21 protein-coding genes are annotated in these 22,259 nt (G+C 68.3%); 6 read left to right on the top strand and 15 right to left on the bottom strand.

Features of this window, described 5'->3' with window-relative positions; translation table 11 throughout:
* Positions 1–81: 81 nt before the first annotated feature.
* Both ACK5M9_RS00690 and ACK5M9_RS00685 read left to right on the top strand, forming a co-directional pair.
* Entirely contained in the window at positions 82–849 is a 768-nt protein-coding gene (locus tag ACK5M9_RS00690; RefSeq protein WP_416891289.1) for a TVP38/TMEM64 family protein, read from the top strand.
* 56 nt (positions 850–905) lie between these two features.
* The gene (locus tag ACK5M9_RS00685; protein ID WP_416891288.1) at positions 906–1,391 is read left to right on the top strand and encodes a nitroreductase family deazaflavin-dependent oxidoreductase; all 486 of its coding nucleotides are present in this window, start codon (positions 906–908) and stop codon (positions 1,389–1,391) included.
* A gap of 152 nt (positions 1,392–1,543) precedes the next feature.
* On the opposite strand, the gene ACK5M9_RS00680 is transcribed toward ACK5M9_RS00685, so the two are convergent.
* From ACK5M9_RS00680 to ACK5M9_RS00670, 3 genes are read right to left on the bottom strand one after another with little or no spacing between them, the layout of a single operon-like run.
* A complete protein-coding gene (locus tag ACK5M9_RS00680; RefSeq protein WP_416891287.1) occupies positions 1,544–1,909 on the bottom strand; it encodes a DoxX family protein in 366 nt (121 codons plus the stop codon).
* 9 nt (positions 1,910–1,918) lie between these two features.
* The gene (locus ACK5M9_RS00675; RefSeq protein ID WP_416891286.1) at positions 1,919–3,082 is read right to left on the bottom strand and encodes an SPFH domain-containing protein; all 1,164 of its coding nucleotides are present in this window, start codon (positions 3,080–3,082) and stop codon (positions 1,919–1,921) included.
* Positions 3,083–3,103: 21 nt separating this feature from the next.
* Positions 3,104–3,538, bottom strand: a complete 435-nt coding sequence (locus ACK5M9_RS00670) for an NfeD family protein (protein ID WP_416891285.1) — start codon at positions 3,536–3,538, stop codon at positions 3,104–3,106.
* 57 nt (positions 3,539–3,595) lie between these two features.
* Between ACK5M9_RS00670 and ACK5M9_RS00665 the strand changes: the two genes are divergently transcribed.
* Positions 3,596–4,570 carry a hypothetical protein gene (locus ACK5M9_RS00665; protein WP_416891284.1) on the top strand — a complete coding sequence of 325 codons (975 nt, stop codon included), beginning with the start codon at positions 3,596–3,598 and terminating at the stop codon, positions 4,568–4,570.
* Positions 4,571–4,579: 9 nt separating this feature from the next.
* Here ACK5M9_RS00665 and ACK5M9_RS00660 read toward each other — a convergent pair whose 3' ends face one another.
* The 3 genes from ACK5M9_RS00660 to fabG1 are packed head-to-tail and all read right to left on the bottom strand — an operon-like array spanning position 4,580 to position 7,240.
* Positions 4,580–5,608: a ferrochelatase gene (locus ACK5M9_RS00660; protein WP_416891283.1), complete on the bottom strand. Its 1,029-nt coding sequence runs from the start codon at positions 5,606–5,608 to the stop codon at positions 4,580–4,582.
* A 6-nt stretch (positions 5,609–5,614) separates the two neighbouring features.
* Entirely contained in the window at positions 5,615–6,424 is an 810-nt protein-coding gene (inhA, locus tag ACK5M9_RS00655; protein WP_416891282.1) for an NADH-dependent enoyl-ACP reductase InhA, read from the bottom strand.
* A gap of 48 nt (positions 6,425–6,472) precedes the next feature.
* Positions 6,473–7,240, bottom strand: coding sequence for a 3-oxoacyl-ACP reductase FabG1 (fabG1, locus tag ACK5M9_RS00650; protein WP_416891281.1), 768 nt, complete (start codon positions 7,238–7,240; stop codon positions 6,473–6,475).
* A 283-nt stretch (positions 7,241–7,523) separates the two neighbouring features.
* On the opposite strand from fabG1, the gene ACK5M9_RS00645 reads away from it, so the two are divergent.
* Complete coding sequence (locus ACK5M9_RS00645; RefSeq protein ID WP_416891280.1) at positions 7,524–8,369, top strand: hypothetical protein; 846 nt, start codon at positions 7,524–7,526, stop codon at positions 8,367–8,369.
* 307 nt (positions 8,370–8,676) lie between these two features.
* Here the strand turns inward: ACK5M9_RS00645 and ACK5M9_RS00640 are convergent, their stop codons facing one another.
* From ACK5M9_RS00640 to ACK5M9_RS00615, 6 genes are all read right to left on the bottom strand, one after another.
* The gene (locus ACK5M9_RS00640) at positions 8,677–9,684 is read right to left on the bottom strand and encodes a VWA domain-containing protein (protein ID WP_416891279.1); all 1,008 of its coding nucleotides are present in this window, start codon (positions 9,682–9,684) and stop codon (positions 8,677–8,679) included.
* A gap of 28 nt (positions 9,685–9,712) precedes the next feature.
* Positions 9,713–10,624: a DUF58 domain-containing protein gene (locus tag ACK5M9_RS00635; RefSeq protein ID WP_416891294.1), complete on the bottom strand. Its 912-nt coding sequence runs from the start codon at positions 10,622–10,624 to the stop codon at positions 9,713–9,715.
* A 44-nt stretch (positions 10,625–10,668) separates the two neighbouring features.
* Positions 10,669–11,796 carry an AAA family ATPase gene (locus tag ACK5M9_RS00630; RefSeq protein ID WP_416891278.1) on the bottom strand — a complete coding sequence of 376 codons (1,128 nt, stop codon included), beginning with the start codon at positions 11,794–11,796 and terminating at the stop codon, positions 10,669–10,671.
* 160 nt (positions 11,797–11,956) lie between these two features.
* On the bottom strand, positions 11,957–12,682 hold the full coding sequence (gene ripB, locus ACK5M9_RS00625) for an NlpC/P60 family peptidoglycan endopeptidase RipB (RefSeq protein ID WP_416891277.1): 726 nt from the start codon (positions 12,680–12,682) through the stop codon (positions 11,957–11,959).
* A gap of 9 nt (positions 12,683–12,691) precedes the next feature.
* Positions 12,692–14,161 (bottom strand): NlpC/P60 family peptidoglycan endopeptidase RipA, encoded by a 1,470-nt coding sequence (gene ripA, locus ACK5M9_RS00620; RefSeq protein ID WP_416891276.1) that lies wholly within the window; start codon positions 14,159–14,161, stop codon positions 12,692–12,694.
* Between the two features lie 243 nt (positions 14,162–14,404).
* Entirely contained in the window at positions 14,405–14,956 is a 552-nt protein-coding gene (locus ACK5M9_RS00615) for a DUF6676 family protein (RefSeq protein ID WP_416891275.1), read from the bottom strand.
* A gap of 381 nt (positions 14,957–15,337) precedes the next feature.
* Between ACK5M9_RS00615 and ACK5M9_RS00610 the strand changes: the two genes are divergently transcribed.
* Together ACK5M9_RS00610 and ACK5M9_RS00605 are read left to right on the top strand one after the other, a co-directional pair.
* A complete protein-coding gene (locus ACK5M9_RS00610; protein WP_416891274.1) occupies positions 15,338–18,151 on the top strand; it encodes an aconitate hydratase in 2,814 nt (937 codons plus the stop codon).
* A 20-nt stretch (positions 18,152–18,171) separates the two neighbouring features.
* On the top strand, positions 18,172–18,750 hold the full coding sequence (locus ACK5M9_RS00605) for a TetR/AcrR family transcriptional regulator (RefSeq protein ID WP_416891273.1): 579 nt from the start codon (positions 18,172–18,174) through the stop codon (positions 18,748–18,750).
* Positions 18,751–18,799: 49 nt separating this feature from the next.
* Here ACK5M9_RS00605 and ACK5M9_RS00600 read toward each other — a convergent pair whose 3' ends face one another.
* The 3 genes from ACK5M9_RS00600 to ACK5M9_RS00590 all read right to left on the bottom strand — a co-directional run.
* The gene (locus ACK5M9_RS00600) at positions 18,800–20,437 is read right to left on the bottom strand and encodes an ABC-F family ATP-binding cassette domain-containing protein (RefSeq protein WP_416891272.1); all 1,638 of its coding nucleotides are present in this window, start codon (positions 20,435–20,437) and stop codon (positions 18,800–18,802) included.
* A 9-nt stretch (positions 20,438–20,446) separates the two neighbouring features.
* Entirely contained in the window at positions 20,447–21,304 is an 858-nt protein-coding gene (locus ACK5M9_RS00595; protein WP_416891271.1) for an enoyl-CoA hydratase, read from the bottom strand.
* Positions 21,305–21,346: 42 nt separating this feature from the next.
* Positions 21,347–22,259, bottom strand: a 913-nt coding sequence (locus ACK5M9_RS00590; RefSeq protein WP_416891270.1) for a hypothetical protein, incomplete at its 5' end; no start/stop codon positions are given.

The raw sequence follows: 22,259 nt of genomic DNA, 5'->3' as shown, positions 1-22,259 counted from the left end.
GGCGATGGGGTGGGAGGTGTGACGAGAAACGCCAGTCCAGACGAGTCCGACACCCGCCCACGCCACGTACGCTGGGATACCGTGACGGCCCCCGCCATCAGCAGGATCTCCGACAAAGCGCGCACCTCGTCGATCGCGGTGCGCACGGCGCTGCGCGACGTATCGCGAGCGCGGCTGGCGAGCGCCGTGGTGGGGATCACAGCGCTGGTGGCGGTCGCGCTGCTGGTTCCGCTGCCGACGGCGGTCCAGATCCGGGACTGGGCCCAGGCGACGGGGCCGTGGCTGCCGCTGACCTTCTGGCTGGTCCACGCGACGGTGACGGTGCTTCCCTTCCCGCGCACCGCCTTCACCCTGGCAGCCGGGTTGTTGTTCGGGCCGGTGACGGGGGTCCTCATCGCGTCGACCGCCAGCACCACCAGTGCGGTACTGGCGCTGCTGGCGGTGCGGGCGACCGGGTGGCGTTTGAATCGCCTGGAGCATCGGCCGGGGGTTTCCCTGGTCAACGAGCGGCTGCGCGAGCGGGGCTGGCGCGCAATCCTGTCCCTGCGGTTCATCCCGGTCATACCGTTCTCGGTGATCAACTACGCCGCGGGCACCTCGGACGTGCGGGTGGCGCCGTACATGTGGGCGACGCTGGCAGGGCACCTCCCCGGGACGATCGCCGTGGTGATCCTGGGAAACGCGTTCACCGGTGACGTCAACCCGCTCCTGGTTCTGATCTCGGTGTGCACGGCTGCCCTCGGGTTGTCCGGGCTGGTGTATGAGATCCGCCATGTCGCGGCACGGTCGGGGCACCGACCGCAGCCCGTCCCGGATCCGGCGCCCACCGCCAGTTCCCCGGCCGCGTGAGGGGGTGCCCGATACCGCTCTCGGTTGTCGGGGTGGATAGTGAATAGTCAGGGGACATGACTTCGCGCAACAGACTCAACAGGCTCGGCGCCCGGGCCCTGCGGTCGCGCCGGCTCGTTCGGGCGCCCATCTGGATCTTCAAGGCCCGCGCCGGGGCCGTGTTCGGGCCGCGATTTCTCATGCTCGAACACATCGGCCGAAAATCCGGCGAGCCCCGCTACGTCGTGCTGGAGGTCATCGACCGACCCGCGCCCGATGTCTACATCATCGCGTCGGGTTTCGGCCGCAAAGCTCAGTGGTTCCGCAACATCGAGGCCAACCCCCGGGTGCGCGTCTACACCGGCAGCCGGGCACCCGCACCGGCCATCGCGCGGGTGCTCACCCAGCACGAGGCCGACGCCGCGATAGCGGGCTACCGCGACCGGCACCCCGGCGCCTGGGAGTCGCTGAAAGGCATCCTCGAGGACACCCTGGGCGCTGCGATCACCGACACCAATACCCCGCTGCCGATGGTGGAGCTGAAACTGGACCGCAACGCCTGAGTGCGGGGCAGTACAGCCAGCCGGCCCGGCTGGTGAGGCCAGGCTGGTCCGGTTGGCGGTACCCGGCTGGTCCGATTGGACAGCCACCGCATCCCGTTGGCGGGGCCCGGCTGGTCCGACTGGCGGGGCCTAGCCGGTCCGGTTGGTGGAGCCTAGCCAGCCCGATCGGCGTCCGGGCCCTTGATCGTCATCGCCGCGAAAATAGCCAGGAACGATACCGCCGGCACCATGTTGGCCGCGGTGTCACGTACCCGGACATGCGCCCCGACCGCGAGCGCGAAATACAGCGTCAGCATCGCCGTCGTGAGCCGGGCCAGCCCCGGGAATCTGGTCACCGACGCCAGCCCGGCAGCGGCAGCCACCTTGACCACGGGCAACACCGGACGCACACTTTCCGGGCATTCGACGGTGTCCAGTGCTTTCTTGACCGGTGGAGCCTGCACCGCGCACATTGCCGCATCGACGACGTGGAACGCGGCCAGCGCTCCGTAGGTTTTCGGTGAAGTCAACACGCCCATGCGGCAATCCTACTGACGCAATTCCGGCGGAATCCCCGGTGGCCGACCCGGCGGCATGCCCAGTGGCTGGTCCACCGGCTTGCGGGCTATAGCCTCGGCGCGGGCCACCGCCTGTGCTATCGCGGGATCGGTTTCGGTGGAGAACCAGTCGGCGACGTCGTCGTCATCGGCTGCGTGCCTGGGTGTCTCATCGACGGGTGACGGTTCGAACCGGAACACCCCGTCCTCGCCGGGAGTGCCGAGCAGCCGGGTGAACCCCTGCAACGCCGCGTTGAAATCACTGGGAACCACCCACACCTTGTTGGCGTCACCGCGCGCCATCTGCGGCAACGTCTGCAGGTACTGGTAGGCCAGCATTTCCGGTGTCGGCCGGCCGGCCTTGATGGCGGCGAAGGTCTTTTCGATGGCTTTGGCCTCACCCTGGGCCCGCAGATACGAAGCGGCCCGTTCGCCCTGGGCGCGCAGCATTCGCGACTGCCGGTCGGCTTCGGCGGTCAGGATCGCCGCCTGCTTGGCGCCCTCGGCGGCCAGGATCTGCGCCTGCTTCTGGCCCTCGGCCTGCTTGATCTGCGCCTCGCGGGTCCCTTCGGCGGTCAGGATCATCGCGCGCTTCTCCCGATCGGCCTTCATCTGCTTTTCCATGGACTCCTGAATCGACGGCGGCGGGTCGATGCTGCGCAACTCCACCCGGGCGACGCGCAGGCCCCAACGGCCCGTCGCCCCATCGAGGACGCCGCGCAGCTGGGCGTTGATCTGGTCGCGGGAGGTCAGCGTCTGCTCCAGGGTCATCCCGCCGACGACGTTGCGCAGTGTGGTCGTCGTCAGCTGCTCGACGCCGACGATGTAGTTGCTGATCTCGTACACCGCCGCCTGCGGGACGGTGACCTGGAAGTAGACCACGGTGTCGATGTTGAGCGTCAGGTTGTCCTCGGTGATCACCGGCTGCGGGGGAAACGACACCACCCGCTCGCGCAAATCCACCCGCGCCCGGATCCGGTCGACGAAGGGAATCAGCAACGTCAGCTGCCCGCTGACCGTCCTGCTGTACCGGCCCAGCCGTTCGACCACCGCGGCCTCCGCCTGCGGGATCAGGGCCACCGACTTGGCCACCACCACGATGGCGAATATCACCAGGACAGCAAGAAATACCAACCCAACAGATGCGTCTCCCACCAGAATTCCTTTCCCGGCCCGCTACCCGCGCCCGAACACCACCGCGGTGGCCCCATCTATGTGTACGACAGTCACCGCCTGCCCCGGCTGGTAGACGTCGGCCTCGTTGAGCGGGCGCGCCGTCCACACCTGACCATCCAGTTCCACCTGGCCGCCGTCGCGGGCGACCCGGTCGAGCACTCGCGCGCTTCTGCCCTCCAGCGCTTTGATACCCATCAGCGAGCCGCCCGCGGGCGTCAGCTTCCGCCGCAGGCCCGGCCGGACCAGCGCCAGCAGCAGCACCGACACGACGAGGAAGACGATGCCGTCGGCCCAGATCGGCCAGTCGATGAGCCAACTCGCGCCGGATGCCGCCAGCGCACCGCCACCGAGCATCAACAGGAACATATCGCCGGTGAGTGCTTCAGCGCCGACCAGCACCAGGGCTGCGATCAGCCACACCATCGCGACAGGCATGACAACACAGTACGCGTAAACCCTGACAATCGCAGACAGCAACTACACTGCGAGATCATGTGGTGCCCGAGTGTTTCGCTGTCGACGTGGGCCAATGCCTGGCTCGCCGGCAAGGCATCCCCTGATGACGTCTTGGATGCGTTATCACTTTGGGCGCCAAGACAATCAGTGGCTGCCTACGATGGCGTGGCGGCCGGCCGGACCGGCCTGCCCTGGCCCGACGTCGACGACGCCGGGACTGTCAGTCTGCTGCAGACGTTACGCGGGGCAGCGGGCCGTTCGCCGGGGATATCGGAGGTGCTGGGGGCACCGGGCCGGCCGGAGCCATCCATGGTCACGATCAATCTGGTCCTTCCGGTTCCCGGCGATGTGCGGGGCCTGCCCGCGAACACGCAATTCGCGCGTGACGCATTGGCCGCCGGCGAAGGGGTGATCATCGCGAACCCCACGGATCCGGGCAGCGCGATCGGGCTGGTCCCCGAGCATTCCTACGGTGATCCCGAGGAGCACGACGACGAAGCCACCGCGTCCGAGTCATGCGGGCTGACGTGGATGGTGTATTCAATCCCCGATACGCCTGTGTTCGAGCACCACGACCTCGGCGACGCGGAGATGGCGCTACGGTCCGCGGTGCGGTCGGCCGCAGACGTGCTGGGCGCCATGCAACCAGGTGCAGGTTTGAACTCCCGGAACCGCTGCTTCGTCGATCCGCGCGGTATGGTCGAGCAACTCTTGGATTCCGCACGCCAGCACCGGATTCCCGATCATGCTCCCGCCCGCGCCGAACGCGTTCTGCAGACCGCCGCACATGTCGACGCCATCATCGCCGTCGGCACCGGCCTGAGCCCGATACCCGAGGCCGCACCCGGTCGCGTCGGCCGACGGCTGACCGGTGCACTCGAAACGGCTGGGGCACAATCATCGTCGGAGGTGCAGTCTGCCGCCAATGCGCTGCGGCCATTGACTTCCGTCGTGCGGTCGGCACGGATGGCGGCGGTCAGCCTGATCCTGCACTCGGCCTGGACAGACTGAATTCAGTTCCTAGCCAGACGTTTTCGTTTCCGACCACGTCGGCGCCGCGCAATGCGGCGGACCGCACACCCGGCCGTTTTTGCCGGCCAGGCAGCCGGGAACCGGTTCGGCTCCTTCGGCCCTGTTGGGCGCTCCGCCGCCGCGTAGTTCGTCGATCAGATCGGCTGCCAGCCGGGCGAACCGCGGGTCGGAGCTGGGAGTTCGTGTGCGCACGAACTCGATCCCGGTGGTCTCGGCCTGCAGGCGCAACTCGTGGTCGAGATCCCACACCACTTCCATGTGGTCGGCGACGAACCCGATCGGACAGACGATCACCGGCTCTGTGCCCGCAGCGGACAACGCCCGAAGATGATCGGCGACGTCGGGCTCCAGCCACGGTACCCGCGGCGAACCCGACCTGGACTGCCAAGCCAGATCGTAATCCGGATACCCGGCGGCGGTCGCGATAAGCCTTGCGGCATAAGAAACTTGGCGACTATAGAGGCCGGGGCCGCAGCGCTGGTCGGCGGCGATCGGAATGGAGTGCGCAGTGAACACCAGCCGGGCATTCTCCGATACCGTTGCGGCGGCCGCGGCAACGGCGTCGACGAAAATCTCCACGAACAGCGGATGGTCGAAGTACGTGCGCAGCTTGACCAATTCGGGAGCGTCCTCGCCCACCACGCGCCGCGCCCGGGCGATGTCCTCGACGTACTGCACGCAACCGGAGTAGCCGCTCCACGCCGAGGTGACGAATACCGCGGCACATTTGACCCCGTCGTCACGCATGGTGCTGACGGTGTCCTCAATGTAAGGCTCCCAGTTGCGGTTCCCGAAGTAGACGGGAAGGTCCTGTTCGGCCCGCAGCTGCGCCACCAGCGAGCGATTGATGCCGTTGATCGGCGACACCCCGCCGAAATGCAGGTAATGCTCGGCGACGACGTCAAGCCGCTCCGGCGGCACATCGCGACCGCGCGTCACGTTCTCCAGGAATGGCCGAACCTGCTCGGGCCCCTCCGGGCCCCCGAAGGACAGCAGCAGGACCGCGTCGAATTCCATTGCTTGCTAAAGCAATTGGGTGTGCGCACCACCGTCGGCGTAGATGATGTCGCCCGTCGTCGCCGGCAGCCAGTCCGACAGCAGCGCGCACACCGTCTTGGCCACCGGGGTGGGGTCCTTCATGTCCCAGCCGATCGGGGCACGCTGATCCCAACCTTCCTCCAGCAACTTCATCTGGGCGCCGGCCTCCTCGCCGAGCGCACCGCCGACGATGGCGCTCATCGCCAACGTTCGGATAGGGCCTGCGGCAACAAGATTGGAGCGAACCCCGACCTTGCCGGCCTCCCGAGCGACGAACCGGTTCACCGACTCCAGTGCGCTCTTGGCCACCGTCATCCAGTTGTAGGCCGGCATTGCGCGGGTGGGGTCGAAATCCATGCCCACGATGCAGCCGCCGCTGTTCACGATCGGCAGCAGGGCTTTTGCCAGTGAGGCGTAGGAGTAGGCGGAAATGTGGATGCCCTTGGCCACGTCTTCGTAGGGGGCGTCGAAGAACGGGTTGACACCCATCCCGGTCTGCGGCATGAAGCCGATCGAGTGCACCACGCCGTCGAGATTCGCCTCGGCGCCGATCTCAGCCCGCACCCGGTCGGCCAGGCCGGCCAGGTGCTCCTCGTTCTGCACGTCGAGTTCGATCAGCGGGGCCTTCTCCGGAAGCCGGTCGGCGATGCGCTGGATCAGGCGCATCCGCTGAAATCCGGTGAGCACCAGCTCGGCGCCCTGTTCCTGGGCCACGCGGGCGATGTGGAACGCGATCGACGAGTCGGTGATGATCCCGGATACCAGGATTCGTTTTCCTTCGAGCAGTCCTGCCATATCCGGTCCGTCCTTAATTCGGTGTTTTCGTCGTCTGCGGGCCCGACGTCAGTGGCCCATGCCCATGCCGCCGTCGACCGGGATCACCGCACCGGAGACGTAACTGGCATCTTCGGAGGCCAGGAAGCTGACAACCCCGGCCACCTCGGCGGCGGTGCCGATCCGCTTGGCCGGGATGAAATCCAGCGCCCCCGCCTGGCTCCGCTCGTCGAGCGCGCGGGTCATGTCGGTGTCGATGTAGCCGGGGGCCACCACATTGGCGGTCACATTGACTTTGGACAGTTCTCGGGCAATGGAGCGGGCCATGCCGATCACGCCGGCCTTGGACGCCGCGTAGTTGGTCTGGTTGCCGATCCCCCAGCTGCCCGAGACCGAGCCGATGAAGATCATCCGCCCGAACTTCTTTCGCTGCATACTGCGCGCCGCACGCTGGGCGACCCGGAAAGCACCGGTGAGGTTGGTGTCGATGACCTTTTCGAACCTCTCCTCGGTCATCCGGATCAGGAACGCGTCCGCGGACAGGCCCGCATTGGACACCAGCACCTCAACGGAGCCCTGGTGCTCTTCGATCTCTTTGAAGGCCCGGTCGACGGCGTCGTTGTCGGTGACGTCGCACTGCACGCCGAACATTCCCTCGGGCACTCCGGATCCGCGGTGGGTGACAGCGACCTTGTGGCCGTCGGCGGCCAGTCGTTGGGCTATCGCCAGCCCGATCCCCCTGTTACCTCCGGTGACCAGGACCGAACGGGCGATGAATGGGGGCTTTCCGCCGCCGGGGGTGGCCTCGGTGGTCGTGTCGGCGGCTGTGTCAGTCACCCCGCCAACCTAGCGCCTAGCGGTGATTGCCCCGCAATCTCCCCCACTTTGCGGGCCGTGTCGGGGTCCGTCGGGGCCGTGTCGGGGCCGCGTCGCCGGCCGTCGGCGCTCCTAGGCGCTCCTCGGCCCCCTTCCCACCGGCCGTCGGCACCCCTAGGCGCTCCTCGGCCCCCTTCCCACCGCGAGCGTAACGCCAGTGCGAATTCACGCGCTCAAATTCGCACTGGCGTTACGCTCGCGGCGGGCGCGTCACGTTGTCGGTGGGTGCACGCACACTGTGGCCATGACTGACCCATTTCTGGGCAGCGAGGCCCGTGCTGCCCGCCTACTCAAACCCCATCAACTCCGCAACCGCTACCGCACGCTGCACAACGACGTCTATGTTCCCGACGATGCGGAATTGACCCCGCGGTTGTACGCCCAGGCCCTCTGGCTGCGTTCACGACGACGCGGGGTCCTAGCCGGCTTCTCCGCATCGGCCATGCACGGGTCCAAATGGATCGACGCTCGACATCCCGCGGCGATCATCGACACCAATCGTCGGCCGACTCCCGGGGCACAGATCTGGGAAGAGCGCATCGAACCCGACGAAATCGACGTTATCGACGGGATGCCGGTCACCACCGCGCCACGCACCGCGCTGGATCTGGCGCGGCGCTATCCCGAGGATTTAGCCGTGGCCTCCGTCGATGCCTTGCTGCAGGCAACCAAGGTGAAGATGGCCGATGTCGAGCTCCTGGCCGACCGCTACCGGGGCCGGCGAGGCATGAAATCTGCCAGGCGCTCACTGGGGTTGGCCGACGGCGGGGCACAGTCGCCGAAGGAAACCTGGCTGCGCCTGCTGTTGATTCGGGCGGGTTTTCCGGCTCCCCAGACGCAGATTCCAGTGCGCAACATTTGGGGTTGGACCGAGGCATTCCTGGACATGGGCTGGGAAGACGTCAAGGTCGCAGTCGAGTACGACGGCGGACACCACTGGGGCAGCGGCTATCAGGTGATGAACGACATCGATCGCTTGGAGAAGCTGACCCAACAGTACGGGTGGATCGTGATTCGGGTAGTCGCCCAGCATCATCCCGACGACATCATCCAGCGGGTTGCCGCAGCCCGCGCGCAGCGGGGCGGATAGCGAGCTGCCGGCCCCCGCCGTTAGCGCCGCGCCCCGAACCGCGAACGCCTCCCGCGCCCCCCGCACCCCAAGCCCCGCGCGCCGAGCGCCCCGCGCCGCGAGCGTAACGCCAGTGCGGATTTCCGGGCCAAAATTCGCACCCACGTTACGCTCGCGAGGGAAGAGGGCCAGAGGCGAGGGGCGAGGGAAAGGGCCAGGGGCGAGGGGCGAGGGGCGAGGGAAAAGGGCGAGGGGCGAGGGGCGAGGGGCGAGGGGCTGATAGAAAAGGGCCGAGGGCAGGGCGCACGGGCCAACCCCTGGCCAAGACTCAGGCAGGCAGGCGGCGGTTGATCAGCAGCGCCGCCAGCCCCGCCAGCGCCAGCACCAACGCCCCCAGTCGCAGCCAGCCCGTGCTCGCGTCGCCCCTGATGGTCTCGTAGCCGATCTGCTGCTGCAACGACGCATAGACCGCGTTCAGCTCCGCCAGCGTGGCGGCGTTGTAGGCATTGCCGCCGGAGAGCTGGGCGACCTTCTTCAGGGTGGCGTCGTCGACGGGCACCGGCTGGCGCTGATCGTTGATTTCGACGAAGCCGTACGGGGTGCCGAAGGAGATGGTGGAGATCGGGATGCCCTGGTCCTTGGCGGTGCGCGCGGCGGTGAAGGCCCCCTTGGGATTGTCGGGGTTGGTCGGCATCGTCTCCTTGCCGTCGGAGAACAGCACGATGCGCGCGGGCGGCGGGGTGTCACCGCCGCCGATCACGGCGCCGACGGTGGCGATCGCCTGCAGCGCGGTGAAGATTCCCTCCCCGGTGGCGGTGCGGTCGGCGAACTGCAGCTTGTCCAGCGCGGCCTTGGTCGCTTCCCGGTTGGTCGTCGGCGACACCAATACGGTCGCGGTGCCGGCATAGGAGATCAGGCCCAGGTTGATCCCGGGGGTGAGTTCGTCGGCGAACTGCTTGGCCGCCTCCTGCGCTGCGACCATCCGGTTCGGCTCGACGTCGGTGGCACGCATCGACTGCGACACGTCGATCACCAGCATCACCACCGCACGGTTGCGCGGAATCCGCACGTCGTGCGTCGGGCCGGCCATTGCGATGGTGAGCAGCACCAGCGACACCGCCAGCAGGATCGCCGGCAGGTGCCGCCACTCCGAAGGGCGTTTGGGCGCAACGCTTTCCAGCAGTTCCATGTTGGCGAACCGCAGCATGCGGCGCTGCCGCGAGAGTTGCAGCATCACATACAGTGCCACCAGCCCGGCCACGACGAACAGGAACAGGAAGAACCAGGAATGCGCGAAGCCGCCCAGCGTCATCGGCCCCAGCATCGGCAACGTCATAGCAGACCCGTCACGTCGTAGGAATCGGTCACCGGCGTCCCGCCATCGCGCCGCGCCGCCGGTGGGACACGAAGCGGACGATGTCACCTATCCAGTCGCGGTCGGTGCGAAGCGTCATCACCGGCGCCCCGCAGCCCCGGATGGTGCGCGCCACTTCGGCGCGGTGAGCGGCCGCGGCCCTGGCGAAATCGGTCTGCAGCTGGGTGTCGATGGTGAATTCGCGTACCGCACCGGATTCGGCGTCCTGCAGGACCACGTCGCCGATGTCGGGCAGCTCGACGTCCCGCGGATCGAGCACCTCCACGGCCAGCACCTCGTGGCGTGCGGAGATCGCCCGCAGCGGGCGCATCCAGTTGATCGGCCCGAGGAAGTCGCTGATGATCACCGCCATGCCGCGGCGGCGCTCCGGGCGGCGCAGTGCGTCGATGGTCGCGGCGAGGTCGCCGCGCACTCCGACAGCGGCCTTCGGCGTGGTCGCAATGGTCCGCAGCAGCGTCTGCACATGCTCGCGGCCCGAGCGCGCCGGCACCCGGATCGTGTCGGCGCCGTTGGACACCAGCGCACCGAGGCGGTTGCCGCCGCCGACGTTGAGATAGCAGATGGCAGCTGCCGCCGCCACGGCCAGATCGCGCTTCTCGCAGGTGGTGGTGCCGAAGTCCAGGCTGGCCGACATGTCCACCACCAGCCACGTCTCCAGCTCGCGGTCGGCGATCATCTGTCGGACGTGCGGATGGGTGGTTCGTGCCGTGACCGCCCAGTCCATCCGGCGCACGTCGTCGCCGGGCTGGTAGATGCGCGACTCCCCCGGCTCGCTGCCCGGCCCCGGGATGAGCCCGAGGTGATCGCCGTGCAGGATGCCGTCCAGCTTGCGGCTGACCGTCAGCTCCAGGGTGCGCAGTGCCGCGGACAGCTTCGGATCCTCGATGGTGCCGCGCATCATCGAGGGTGGCTGGCGGACGGCGTCCGCACCGGGTTTCGCGCCGGTCACCGACCGCCAGCCGCCGCAGCGGCGCCCTGCATCACCGGGCCCACCGAATGTCCTTGTTGGGGAACCGCATTCACCTGCGGCAGGGCCACCGTCTGCAGCACGCGGTTGATGACGGTCTCCGAGGTGATCTCGTCGGCCAAAGCGTCGTAGGTGAGCACCAGCCGGTGCCGCAGCACGTCGGGGATGACGTCGACGATGTCCTGCGGGATCACGTAGTCGCGCCCGCGGACAAGGGCCAGCGCCCGGGCGGCGGCGATGATGCCCAGCGAGGCTCGCGGCGAGGCGCCGAAGGCGATCCAGGTCTTGACGTCGTTCATGCCCAGCTGCTCGGGATGCCGGGTGGCCATCACCACCCGGACGACGTAGTCGACCAGCGCGTGGTGCACGAAGCTGTTGGCGGCCACCCCTTGCAGGCGCAGCAGGTCGCCGGTGTCGAGGATCTGCTTGGGGCTGGGCGGGGTGACACCCATGCGGTAGATGATCTCGCGTTCCTCTTCGGGCGTCGGGTAGCCGACGTTGATCTTGAACAGGAAGCGGTCGCGCTGCGCCTCGGGCAGCGGGTACACACCTTCCTGCTCGATCGGGTTCTGGGTGGCCATCACCAGGAACGGGTTGGGCAGGGCGAAGGTCTTGCCGCCGATGGAGACGTGCCGCTCGGCCATCACTTCCAGTAGGGCCGACTGCACCTTGGCGGGCGCACGGTTGATTTCGTCGGCGAGCAGGAAGTTGACCACCACGGGGCCCAGTTCGGTGTCGAACTCCTCCTTGCCCTGCCGGTAGATGCGGGTACCGATGATGTCGGTGGGCACCAGGTCGGGGGTGAACTGGATACGGGAGAACGTCCCGCCGACCACCCGGGCGAACGTCTCGACGGCCAGTGTCTTGGCGACGCCCGGAACGCCCTCGAGCAGCACATGCCCCTTGGCGAGCAGACCCACCAGCATGCGTTCGACCAGCTGGTCCTGGCCGACGATGATCCGCTTGACCTCGAAAATGGCGCGCTCCAGGGTGTGCACCTCGGCGGCCAGCCCGTCGGCTCCGCCTGCGCCCCCCGCGGATGCCGCCTGCGTCGGCGCAACCGAATGAGCACCCTGGCCCGGGAAACCGCCACCTGCCGTTGTCATCAATAACCCTCCACAGCTCATTCGCGACTGATATCGCGGGGCAGCGACGTGCCCGTGTCCAACTATTCCAGGCGTCCGGGATTCCGTCGACGCGCGGTTCCCGGCGAGGCCATCGCTCGGCTCGCCCCCGCTCGGTGTCAGTGTGCCGAACCCACTCCGCTCAGTACTCGATGATCCTAGTCAGGTACTGCGTCATGCCGGGCGTACGCACCGGGCTGACCGTCACTTTGCCGGCCAGGCTGGAGGCCTCCAGCATCTTCCCGTTGCCCAGGTACATGGTGACGTGCTGGCTGCCGCCGGGGCCGTAGAAGATCAGGTCTCCGCGCCTGGCCTCGTTCTGCGGGATGTGGCGTCCGGCGGTGTACTGGTCGCCGGAGTACCGCGGGATCAGCACGCCCACACCGGCGAACGCGTAGCGCATCAGGCCCGAGCAGTCGAAGCCGACGGTGTTGGCGCCGGAGTCCACCCCGGTGCCCGGGCCTTGCAGGGTGCCTCCGCCCCAGGAGTAGGGCACGCCCATCTGCGAGCCGGCCCGCTGGATCACGTGCTCGATGGCCTGGCGGCCGTTGGCCCGCGGAATCCGTGCCCCGGGCATGCTCGTCGCCGCCGCCGTCGGCGGAGCCGGGGTCCCGCCCAGGTTGATACCCAGGCTGCTGAGGAACTGCTGACCGAGGTTGAGCGTGGTCTGGGTAGCCTGGGCGGTCGCCTGCAGTGACGCACTGGCCAATGCCAGCGCATCACCGGGAGCGCCCGCGCTGGCCGCCGCGGGCAAGGTGGGATCCCACTCGCCCGGGTCGGCCGCCGCCGGGGCGGCAACCGCGATCGAAACTCCCGAGACGACGACGGCTATCCACACCGGAATCGGGCGAAACTTTTTGTGGCGCATAGGACCTCGCTAGTGCTCGATATAGCGGACCGCGAAGGGCGTCATGCCGCTGGTGCGGACCGGCGCGACGCGCACCTTCAGACCGATGTCGGGAGCCTCGAGCATCTGACCGCTGCCCAGGTAGATGGCCACGTGCTGGGCGCCGCCCGGGCCGTAGAAGATGACGTCGCCCCGGCGCATCTGCGAGGTTGGGATCTTGCGGCCCAGGTTGTACTGCGACCCGGAATAGTGCGGCAGCTTGATGCCCACTCCGGCGAACGAGTACAGGACCAGTCCCGAGCAGTCGAAGCCGGTGATTCCGGCCCCGGAGTCGATCCCCCTGCTGGGACCCGCGGCGTTGCCGCCGCCCCAGGAATAGGGGACCCCGATCTGGGCCATGCCGCGACGGATGACGTACTCCGTCGCCTGGCTCCCGTAGACGCGCGGGATTCCGACCGACTGGGTCCCGGCCGCCATGTTGGTGATTCCGGTGTCGGTGGGTTTGAGGATGCCCAGCTGCTCCAGGAAGTTCCGTCCCATTTGCGCGGTGACCTGGGCCGATGTCATCGAATATCCCAGCACCTGGTTGACGACGGCGACCGGGTCACCCAGCACGTTCGCGCTGGGAATCATCGGCAGGCTGGGATCCCAGCCGTCCCAGCGCCGGCCGCCGCGCACACCGGGGTCGGTGTCCCAGTCGGCCGGCGGGGTGCCCTGCCCGCCGTCCGCGGTCCAGGTGGCGAGCCGGGCCGTTTGGAGTTTGGCTTCGGCCTCGTCGCGCTGTGCGGCCAGCCGGTTGATTTCCTCGCGCTGTTCGCCGAATTTGCGCCGGGTGTCCACCAGCGCCGCCACCGCGGCATCCTGGCTGGACTGGGCGTCGGCGGCAGCGCGGTCGGCGTTCTGTTTGGCCAGCCGGGCCACCGACTCCCGGTTCAGCTGTTCGGTCTGCGCGCGCTGCAGTTTCCCCAGCACGTTGCGTGCACTCACTGCCATCGCCCTGGCGGCCGACGCGGCGGCGATCATGTCCTCGGGAGTGCGTGCGGTGAGATAGCCGTCCGAGGGGCCGTTCATGTAGGTGGCCGCGGCGAAGACGTCGAATCTGTGCTGGGCCGCTGCGATGGCTGCGCCCGCGTCGGCGACGCCCTGGCGGCTGTCCTCGAGTTCGCCGGCGGCCGCCTCGGCGCGTTCCCTGGCGTCCTGGACGTCGACCAGTGCCTTGTTGACGCTCTCCTGCTCGATTTGGACCGCGGCGCTCAGATCTTCCAGTTGCTGGTTGGCCCTGGCGACGTCGGCGATCAACACCGCAATGGAGTCGCTCCCGGGTTCGGCCTGCGCGACACCGCCGGCGAGTTCGGGAGTGCCCAGCAGGAGGACTGCGCTCAGCACCACCGGAACCGCTGGTCGTATCAGCCGGTCACCGGTGGATGAAACGCTGCCGGATGAAGCGCTGTTCGGTGAAGCGCTGCTTGGTGAAGCGCAGCCACGGTGTGTCCGTCTCATTGGACTGGGGTCTCCTTGTTGCTTAAACCGGACGGACGATGCCAGTTTTCACTGAAAACCCAATGACATCAGAAGCATCATTCGCACCGTACGTCACGATTTTCGCTAATGAAACGCAAGTCACAAATCGCACTCTCGGCGTGCATCTACTGTGACCGAACGGTGACCTGAGAAGTTTGCTGCCAGGAGAGGCTCGCGGCCCGAGCGAACCGCTATAAAGCGATCAGAGCAGCTCAGATAAGGCTAGGGGCCGGTGCTCGGCGCGGTCTTCCCGGCACCATCAAGCGTTGCTGACTGTCCGGCGCGCAGCCGCAGCAGCCGGGTGCCAACGGCGGCGGCAAACACGCCCAGCAATAAAACAATCGTCATTGCGGTCCAGGGAAACTCCGGTGCACTGATTTCATTAAGAAAATTCTGTGCCGACTGCACCGGAATGCCGGTCTTGGCGTGATCCTCGCCGGCCTCGAGGGTGACCCGCGGGAAGTGGGAGCTGTAGGTGCCGACGTAGCCGGGGCTGAGCACCAGGACGGTGGAGTCGGGATAGCCGGCGCCGACGACGGTCGCGATGTCGCGCAGCGCGGTGTCGACGGGCGGGTTGTGGTCGAGCAGCACGATCTTGAGGGTGATGCCGTCGTCGCGAGCATGGTCGACGATCTCGAGCAGACCCGGCTCGACTTCCGGCCCGGCGGCGACGCCGTCGGCTGCCACCTCGGCCTGGATGGCCGTCATGTCGACGTCCTGCGGGATGAATTCGGGCAGCAACGGGATCGTCTGCGGCGGCTGCAGTTCGGTCATCTCGTCCTTCCTCCGGCACGAAACCCACAATGCCGGTGTGCCCCGCCCGGGCCGCGGGTGCTGCGGGCCCGTCGGCGGCACGCACGTGGTGTTGGACCACGCCAAGGGGTGGCGGCGATGGCCGCGGGTGCTGCGGGCCCGTCGGCGACACCCACTCTAGTGCGTCCCCAGCCCCAGTCCCGGCCCCCGGCCCCCGGCCGCCCAACCGTGTTTCACCCCAACCGCGCAACGCCCTTCCCTTGAGCGCATTATCCGACGAAACTGGGAAGTGGCGGTACCACCGTTGCAGGACATGCGTACTGTTGCAGTGGCGCCGGTGTTTCGGCGCGACACCGTCGGCCCGGCCCGGTCGGCGGACAGAACTTAATCCCGGGAGTTGATGTGACTAGCAGTTCGGTGAACTCATTCGGAGCACGTGACACCCTGAAGGTCGGCGACAACAGTTATCAGATCTACCGACTCGACGCGGTACCCGGTACCAAGAAACTCCCCTACTGCCTCAAGGTGCTCGCGGAGAATCTGCTGCGCACCGAGGACGGTGCGAACATCACCAAAGAGCACATCGAGGCGATCGCCAACTGGGACCCGAACGCGAACCCCAGCATCGAGATTCAATTCACCCCCGCCCGCGTGGTCATGCAGGACTTCACCGGAGTGCCGTGCATCGTCGACCTGGCGACCATGCGCGAAGCGGTCGCGGACCTCGGCGGCGACCCGGCCAAGGTGAACCCGCTGGCGCCTGCCGAGCTGGTCATCGACCACTCGGTGATCCTGGACTTCTTCGGCAGCGCCGACGCGTTCGAGCGCAACGTCGAACTCGAGTACCAGCGCAACGGCGAGCGCTACCAGTTCCTGCGCTGGGGCCAGGGAGCCTTCGACGACTTCAAGGCGGTGCCGCCGGGCACCGGGATCGTGCACCAGGTCAACATCGAATACCTGGCCCGCACCGTCATGGTCCGCGACGGTGTGGCCTACCCGGACACCTGCGTGGGCACCGACAGCCACACCACGATGGTCAACGGCCTGGGAGTGCTCGGCTGGGGAGTCGGCGGTATCGAGGCCGAGGCCGCCATGCTCGGCCAGCCGGTCTCGATGCTCATTCCCCGGGTCGTCGGCTTCAAACTGACCGGTGAGATCAGCGCCGGGGTGACCGCGACCGACGTCGTGCTCACCGTCACCGACATGCTGCGCCAGCACGGGGTGGTCGGCAAGTTCGTCGAGTTCTACGGCCGAGGTGTCGCCGAGGTGCCGCTGGCCAACCGCGCCACCCTGGGCAATATGAGCCCCGAATTCGGTTCCACCGCGGCGATTTTCCCGATCGACGACGAGACCATCCGCTACCTTGAGCTCACCGGCCGCACCGAGGAGCAACTCGCACTCGTCGAGGCCTACGCCAAAGAGCAGGGGATGTGGCACGACGCCGACCACGAGCCCACCTACTCGGAGTATCTCGAGCTCGACCTGTCCACGGTGGTGCCGTCGATCGCCGGCCCCAAGCGTCCGCAGGACCGGATTCCGCTGTCGGAGGTCAAGGTCGCCTTCCGCAAGGACATCCACAACTATGTCGAGGAGAACCACCCCGCACCGGAGACCTCCCTGGACGAGGCGCTCGAGGAGTCCTTCCCGGCCAGTGACCCCGCTGTGCTCTCCTTCGCCGACGACGGCGCAGTCGATGTGATTCCCAGCGCCGCCAACGGCCACTCGGGTCGGCCCTCCAAGCCGATCAAGGTGAGTTCAGCGGCCCGCGGCGAATTCATCGTGGACCACGGTGCGGTCGCCGTCGCCGGAATCACCTCGTGCACCAACACCTCCAATCCGTCGGTGATGATCGGCGCGGCGCTGCTGGCCCGCAACGCCGTGGAGAAGGGCTTGAGCTCCAAGCCGTGGGTGAAGACGAACATGGCGCCGGGCTCGCAGGTGGTGACCGACTACTACCGGAAGGCCGGCCTGTGGCCGTATCTGGAGAAGTTGGGCTTCTACCTGGGCGGCTACGGCTGCACCACCTGCATCGGCAACACCGGCCCGCTGCCCGAGGAGATCTCCAAGGCGGTCAACGATAACGACCTGTCGGTCACCGCGGTGCTGTCGGGTAACCGCAACTTCGAAGGCCGCATCTCCCCCGACGTGAAGATGAACTACCTGGCCTCGCCGCCGCTGGTGATCGCCTACGCCATAGCCGGAACCATGGACTTCGACTTCGAGAACGACCCGCTGGGCACCGACACCAACGGCGACGACGTCTACCTCAAGGACATCTGGCCGACGACCAAGGAGATCGAGGAGACCATCGCCTCGTCGATCAACCGGGACATGTTCACCAGCTCCTACGCCGATGTGTTCAAGGGCGACGAGCGCTGGCGTTCGCTGCCGACCCCGGAGGGCAACACCTTCGAGTGGGACGACAACTCGACGTATGTGCGCAAGGCGCCGTACTTCGACGGCATGCCCGCCGAGCCGGAGCCGGTGAGCGACATCACCGGCGCGAGAGTCCTTGCGCTGCTGGGTGATTCGGTGACCACCGACCACATCTCCCCGGCCGGGGCGATCAAGAAGGGCACCCCCGCCGCGCAGTACCTGGAGGAGCACGGGGTGGCGCCGAAGGACTTCAACTCGCTGGGGTCGCGGCGCGGCAACCACGAGGTGATGATCCGCGGCACGTTCGCCAACATCCGGTTGCGCAACCAGTTGCTCGACGACGTGTCCGGCGGCTACACCCGCGACTTCACCAAGGACGGCGCACCGCAGGCGTTCATCTTCGATGCGGCGCAAAACGATGCGGCACAGAACATTCCGCTGGTGGTCCTGGGCGGCAAGGAGTACGGCTCGGGGTCTTCGCGGGACTGGGCGGCCAAGGGCACCCTGCTGCTGGGTGTGCGCGCGGTGATCACCGAGTCCTTCGAGCGCATCCACCGCTCCAACCTGATCGGCATGGGCGTCATCCCGCTGCAGTTCCCCGAGGGCGAGTCGGCGAAATCGCTCAAGCTGGACGGCACCGAGGTGTACGACATCACCGGCATCGAGGCGCTCAACGGCGGCACCACACCGAAGACGGTGCAGGTGACCGCCACCAAGGCCGACGGGTCGAAGATCGGGTTCGACGCGGTGGTGCGCATCGACACCCCGGGCGAGGCCGACTACTACCGCAACGGCGGCATCCTGCAGTACGTGCTGCGCAACATGCTCCGATCCGGCTAGCGGACAATCTCAGGCCCGCGGTGCCCAAAGTCAGCGAGGACCACCTGGAGGCACGGCGCCGCCAGATCCTCGACGGCGCCCGAGAGTGCTTCGCCGAACACGGCTACGAACAGGCCACCGTGCGCCGGCTGGAGCAGACGATCGGGTTGTCGCGCGGCGCGATCTTTCACCACTTTCGCGACAAGGATGCGCTGTTCCTGGCGCTGGCCCGCGAGGACACCCAGCGGATGGCCGAGGTCGCCGCATGCTCGGGGCTGATCCAGGTGATGCGGGACATGCTCGCCGCACCCGAGGAGTTCGACTGGCTGGCCACCCGGTTGGAGATCGCGCGCAAGGTGCGCCACGACCCCGAGTTCGGGCGCGGCTGGGCGCAGCGGTCCGCCGCACTGGAGACGGCCACCATCGAACGCCTGCACCGCCAGAAGCGGGCGGGGCGGGTGCGCGACGACGTGTCCGCGGACGTGCTGCACTGCTACCTGGATCTGGTGCTGGACGGCTTGGTCGCCCGGCTGGCCTCCGGTGAGGATCCGCAGCGGCTGGCCGCGGTGCTGGACCTGGTGGAGAACTCCGTGCGGACCCCTGCCGCCGAACAGACGTGATCGGGTGCGGCCGCCGCCGGATGCCCGACCGGGCCGGTTCGACCGCCGCTCAGGCCAGCTCGATGAGATCCCGGTAGTCCTGCGACCAGTAGTCCTCGGTGCCGTCGGGCAGCAGCAGGACCCGCTGCGGGTCGAGTGCCTCGGCGGCGCCGGGATCGTGTGTCACCAGCACCACCGCGCCGTGGTAGCTGCGCAGCGCGTCGAGCACCTGTTCGCGCGACGCCGGGTCCAGGTTGTTGGTGGGCTCATCCAGTAGCAGCACGTTGGCGGTGGAGGCGACCAGGCCGGCCAGGGCGAGCCGGGTTTTCTCGCCGCCGGACAGCGTGCCCGCCGGCTGGTCCAGCTGCGACCCGCTGAACATGAACGCGCCGAGCAGCCCGCGCAGATCCTGCTCACCGGATTCCGGTGCCGCGTGGCGGATGTTCTGCCAGACGGTGGCGTCATTGTCCAGGGTGTCGTGCTCCTGAGCGAAATAGCCGATGCGCAATCCGTGTCCGGGTTCCAGGGCGCCGGTGTCGGGTGTCTCTACCCCGGCCAGCACCCGCAGCAGGGTGGTCTTCCCGGCGCCGTTGAGTCCGAGCACCACCACCCGGGAGCCGCGATCGATGGCCAGGTCCACACCGGCGAACACCTCCAGCGAGCCGTAGGCCTTGCTCAGCCCGGTGGCCACCAGCGGTGTGCGCCCGCACGGCAGCGGGGTGGGAAACTTGATCCGGGCCACCCGGTCGGCGGCACGTTCGTCGTCCAGCGCGGCCATCATCCGCTCAGCCCGGCGCAGCATGTTCTGGGCGGCAACGGCTTTCGTCGCCTTGGCGCCCAGTTTCGCGGCCTGGGTGCGCAGTGCGGCGGCCTTGCGTTCGGCGTTGGTTCGCTCGCGGCGGCGGCGCTGTTCGTCGGTCGCCCGGGCATCGAGGTACTTCTGCCAGCCCATGTTGTAGACGTCGGCCTCGCCGCGTACGGCGTCGAGGAACCAGACCTTGTTGACGACGTCGGCGAGCAGGTCGACGTTGTGGCTGATGATGACCAGCCCGCCGGAGTGGGTGCGCAGGAAATCCCGGAGCCAGCCGACCGAATCGGCGTCGAGGTGGTTGGTCGGCTCGTCGAGCAGCAACGTCGTCTGCGATCCCGACGCCCCAGCCCCTCCTTCGGAGGCGGCGAACAGGATGCGGGCGAGTTCGACGCGGCGCCGCTGACCGCCCGAGAGCGTGGCCAACTGCTGGGTCAGCACGCGTTCGGGCAGGCCGAGGCTCGCGCAGATGCGGCCGGCCTCGCTTTCGGCGCCGTAGCCGCCGAGTGCCATGAATCGTTCTTCGAGCTGGCCGTAGCGGCGGATTGCCCTGTCCCGGGCGTCGTCGTCGGCGACCTCTGCCATCAGTGCCTGTTGCTTCTCCAGGTCGGTGAGCAGGGTGTCCAGGCCGCGCGCGGACAGCACGCGGTCGCGCGCCAGCAGGTCCAGGTCGCCCTCTTTGGGGTCCTGCGGCAGGTAGCCGATGTCACCGGTGCGGGTGAGCAAACCGGCGTAGGGTTCGCTCTCGCCGGCGAGGATGCGCAGGGTGGTGGTCTTGCCGGCGCCGTTGCGCCCGACCAGTCCGATCCGGTCGCCGGGCTGTACGCGCAGGTCCGGGCCGTCCGGCGAGAGCAGGATGCGCGCCCCAGCGCGGACCTCCAGGCCCGTGGCCGTGATCACATCTGCTCCCTATGTGTCGTCGGTGAACACCGCCGGCCGCTGCTGGGCGCGTGCGGCTACCGCCTCTTCGAAGTTGGAGGTGAGCAGCCGGACGTAGAGCTGGCCCAGGCCCTCTGCGTGCATGTGCCCCTCAAGGCTACCGGCGTCCAGTCCACTCCAGAGTGTGCGTTTGGTCAACTCGAGGCCGGGCCGGGAGAACGCCGCTATCCGGGCGGCGATCGCGTAGCAGGTGTCGAGCAGTTGTTCGTCGGGGACCTGGCAGGAGACCAGGCCGATTCGCTCGGCCTCCTCGGCGTTGACGTCGCGGCCGGTCAGCATGATCTCGAACGCCCGCGAGGAGCCGATCGCCCTGGGCAGCAGGTAGCTCAAGCCCAGTTCGCTGGCGGTCAGGCCGTTGTTGATGCCGGCCGCCCGGAAGTAGGCGCTGCTGGAGGCCACCCGGATATCGGCGGCCAGGGCCAGACACAGGCCGCCGCCGATGGCCGCGCCGTTGACCGCGGCGATCACCGGCTGGTGCAGCCGCCGCAGTGCGAGGATGACGTCGTCGAGGATCTCCATGGATCGCAGCGCATAGGTCGGCCTGGTCAGTCCCTCGACGTGCGGCACCGCACCGGCGGATTTGTGGTCGGCGCCCGAGGAGAAGCCCCGGCCGGCGCCGGTGAGCACCACCACCCGCACCGAGTTGTCCGTGGTGACCTCCTCCAGTATCCGGCGCAGCGGCACCATGACGTCGAAGGCCATCGAATTCATCCGCTCGGGACGGTTGAGGGTGATCAGGGCGATCCCGGGCCGCGGATGGTCGAGCAGGACGACACTCACCCATGAACGGTATCGCAGCGGGGCACCGGCGGCCGGGTGTGGCCGCACCCGCGGGTGTGCCGTAGCCCGGGTGCGGGACTCCTACCCGCGCTACGGTGCGCCCGCGGCGCCCGCGGTACCCGCGCCGCCGCCCGTCTGACCGCTGGGTCCAGCGCCGCTGGCGCCGTCACCGCCGGAATTTCCGCCGGTGCCGCCAGCCCCGCCGGTACCGACAGTCCCGCCCGTGCCGTCCGGGCTGCCGGCGACGCCGCCCTGGCCGCTGGAGCTGCCGCCGCCTCCGCCGCCGGGGCCACCGTAGCCGCCGATGCCGGAACCGGGGCCGCCGTTCATTTTGCCGCCGTCGCCGCCCGGACCCCCGTCACCACCGGCACCGCCCGCGGAGGCGGATCCGCCGCCTCCTCCTCCTCCGCCGCCGCCGCCAATACCGCCGGTAGCGCCAGACACGTTGTAGCCCCCACCTTGGCCACCCTGTCCGCCGCCGCCGCCATTACCGCCACTACCGCCGGTGCCGGCGTCCGGGCCGCCGGGCCCGCCTCGCACGCCGTTGCCGCCGGGGCCACCGGCACCGCCATTGCCGCCTGTGCCCCCCACGGCATTGGGAATGGCGCCGCCGGCCCCGCCGGCAGCGCCCAGAGAATTGCCGCCGTTGCCGCCGGGGCCGCCAAGACCGCCCTGACCGCCGGTGGCGCCGCCACCCCCATCACCGCCGTAGCCGCCAATACCGGCGAGACCACCTTCGATAACCGTATTTATGCCAACGTTCCAGCCGGTTCCGCCGTTGCCGCCGGTGCCGCCGATGCCGCCGTCGCCGCCGGTGCCGCCGATGCCGGCGTTGCCGCCCCAGCCGCCGGAGCCGCCGTTGCCGGCATTGCGATCCCCCGGCGTGATCGTTTGGCTCCCGGAACCGTTGCCGCCGTTGCCGCCGTCGCCGCCCTTGGCGCCATCATCGGTTGCGCCAGCCCCGGCGTCGCCGGCGTTTCCGCCGTTACCGCCGTTGCCGCCG

It is taken from the genome of Mycobacterium sp., from assembly GCF_047975165.1.
Lineage (GTDB): Bacteria > Actinomycetota > Actinomycetes > Mycobacteriales > Mycobacteriaceae > Mycobacterium.
This window is presented reverse-complemented; position numbering and strand designations above follow the sequence as displayed.

Bases quoted from the DNA above. Each gene is read 5' to 3' on its own strand.
- inhA (WP_416891282.1), bottom strand. From the start codon at position 6,424: ATGGCAGGACTGCTCGAAGGAAAACGAATCCTGGTATCCGGGATCATC.
- ACK5M9_RS00665 (WP_416891284.1), top strand. From the start codon at position 3,596: ATGTGGTGCCCGAGTGTTTCGCTGTCGACGTGGGCCAATGCCTGGCTC.
- ACK5M9_RS00615 (WP_416891275.1), bottom strand. From the start codon at position 14,956: ATGACCGAACTGCAGCCGCCGCAGACGATCCCGTTGCTGCCCGAATTC.
- ACK5M9_RS00670 (WP_416891285.1), bottom strand. From the start codon at position 3,538: ATGCCTGTCGCGATGGTGTGGCTGATCGCAGCCCTGGTGCTGGTCGGC.
- ACK5M9_RS00635 (WP_416891294.1), bottom strand. From the start codon at position 10,624: ATGATGCGCGGCACCATCGAGGATCCGAAGCTGTCCGCGGCACTGCGC.
- ACK5M9_RS00645 (WP_416891280.1), top strand. From the start codon at position 7,524: ATGACTGACCCATTTCTGGGCAGCGAGGCCCGTGCTGCCCGCCTACTC.
- ACK5M9_RS00660 (WP_416891283.1), bottom strand. From the start codon at position 5,608: ATGGAATTCGACGCGGTCCTGCTGCTGTCCTTCGGGGGCCCGGAGGGG.
- ripA (WP_416891276.1), bottom strand. From the start codon at position 14,161: ATGAGACGGACACACCGTGGCTGCGCTTCACCAAGCAGCGCTTCACCG.
- ACK5M9_RS00680 (WP_416891287.1), bottom strand. From the start codon at position 1,909: ATGGGCGTGTTGACTTCACCGAAAACCTACGGAGCGCTGGCCGCGTTC.
- ripB (WP_416891277.1), bottom strand. From the start codon at position 12,682: ATGCGCCACAAAAAGTTTCGCCCGATTCCGGTGTGGATAGCCGTCGTC.
- ACK5M9_RS00685 (WP_416891288.1), top strand. From the start codon at position 906: ATGACTTCGCGCAACAGACTCAACAGGCTCGGCGCCCGGGCCCTGCGG.
- ACK5M9_RS00630 (WP_416891278.1), bottom strand. From the start codon at position 11,796: ATGACAACGGCAGGTGGCGGTTTCCCGGGCCAGGGTGCTCATTCGGTT.
- ACK5M9_RS00640 (WP_416891279.1), bottom strand. From the start codon at position 9,684: ATGACGTTGCCGATGCTGGGGCCGATGACGCTGGGCGGCTTCGCGCAT.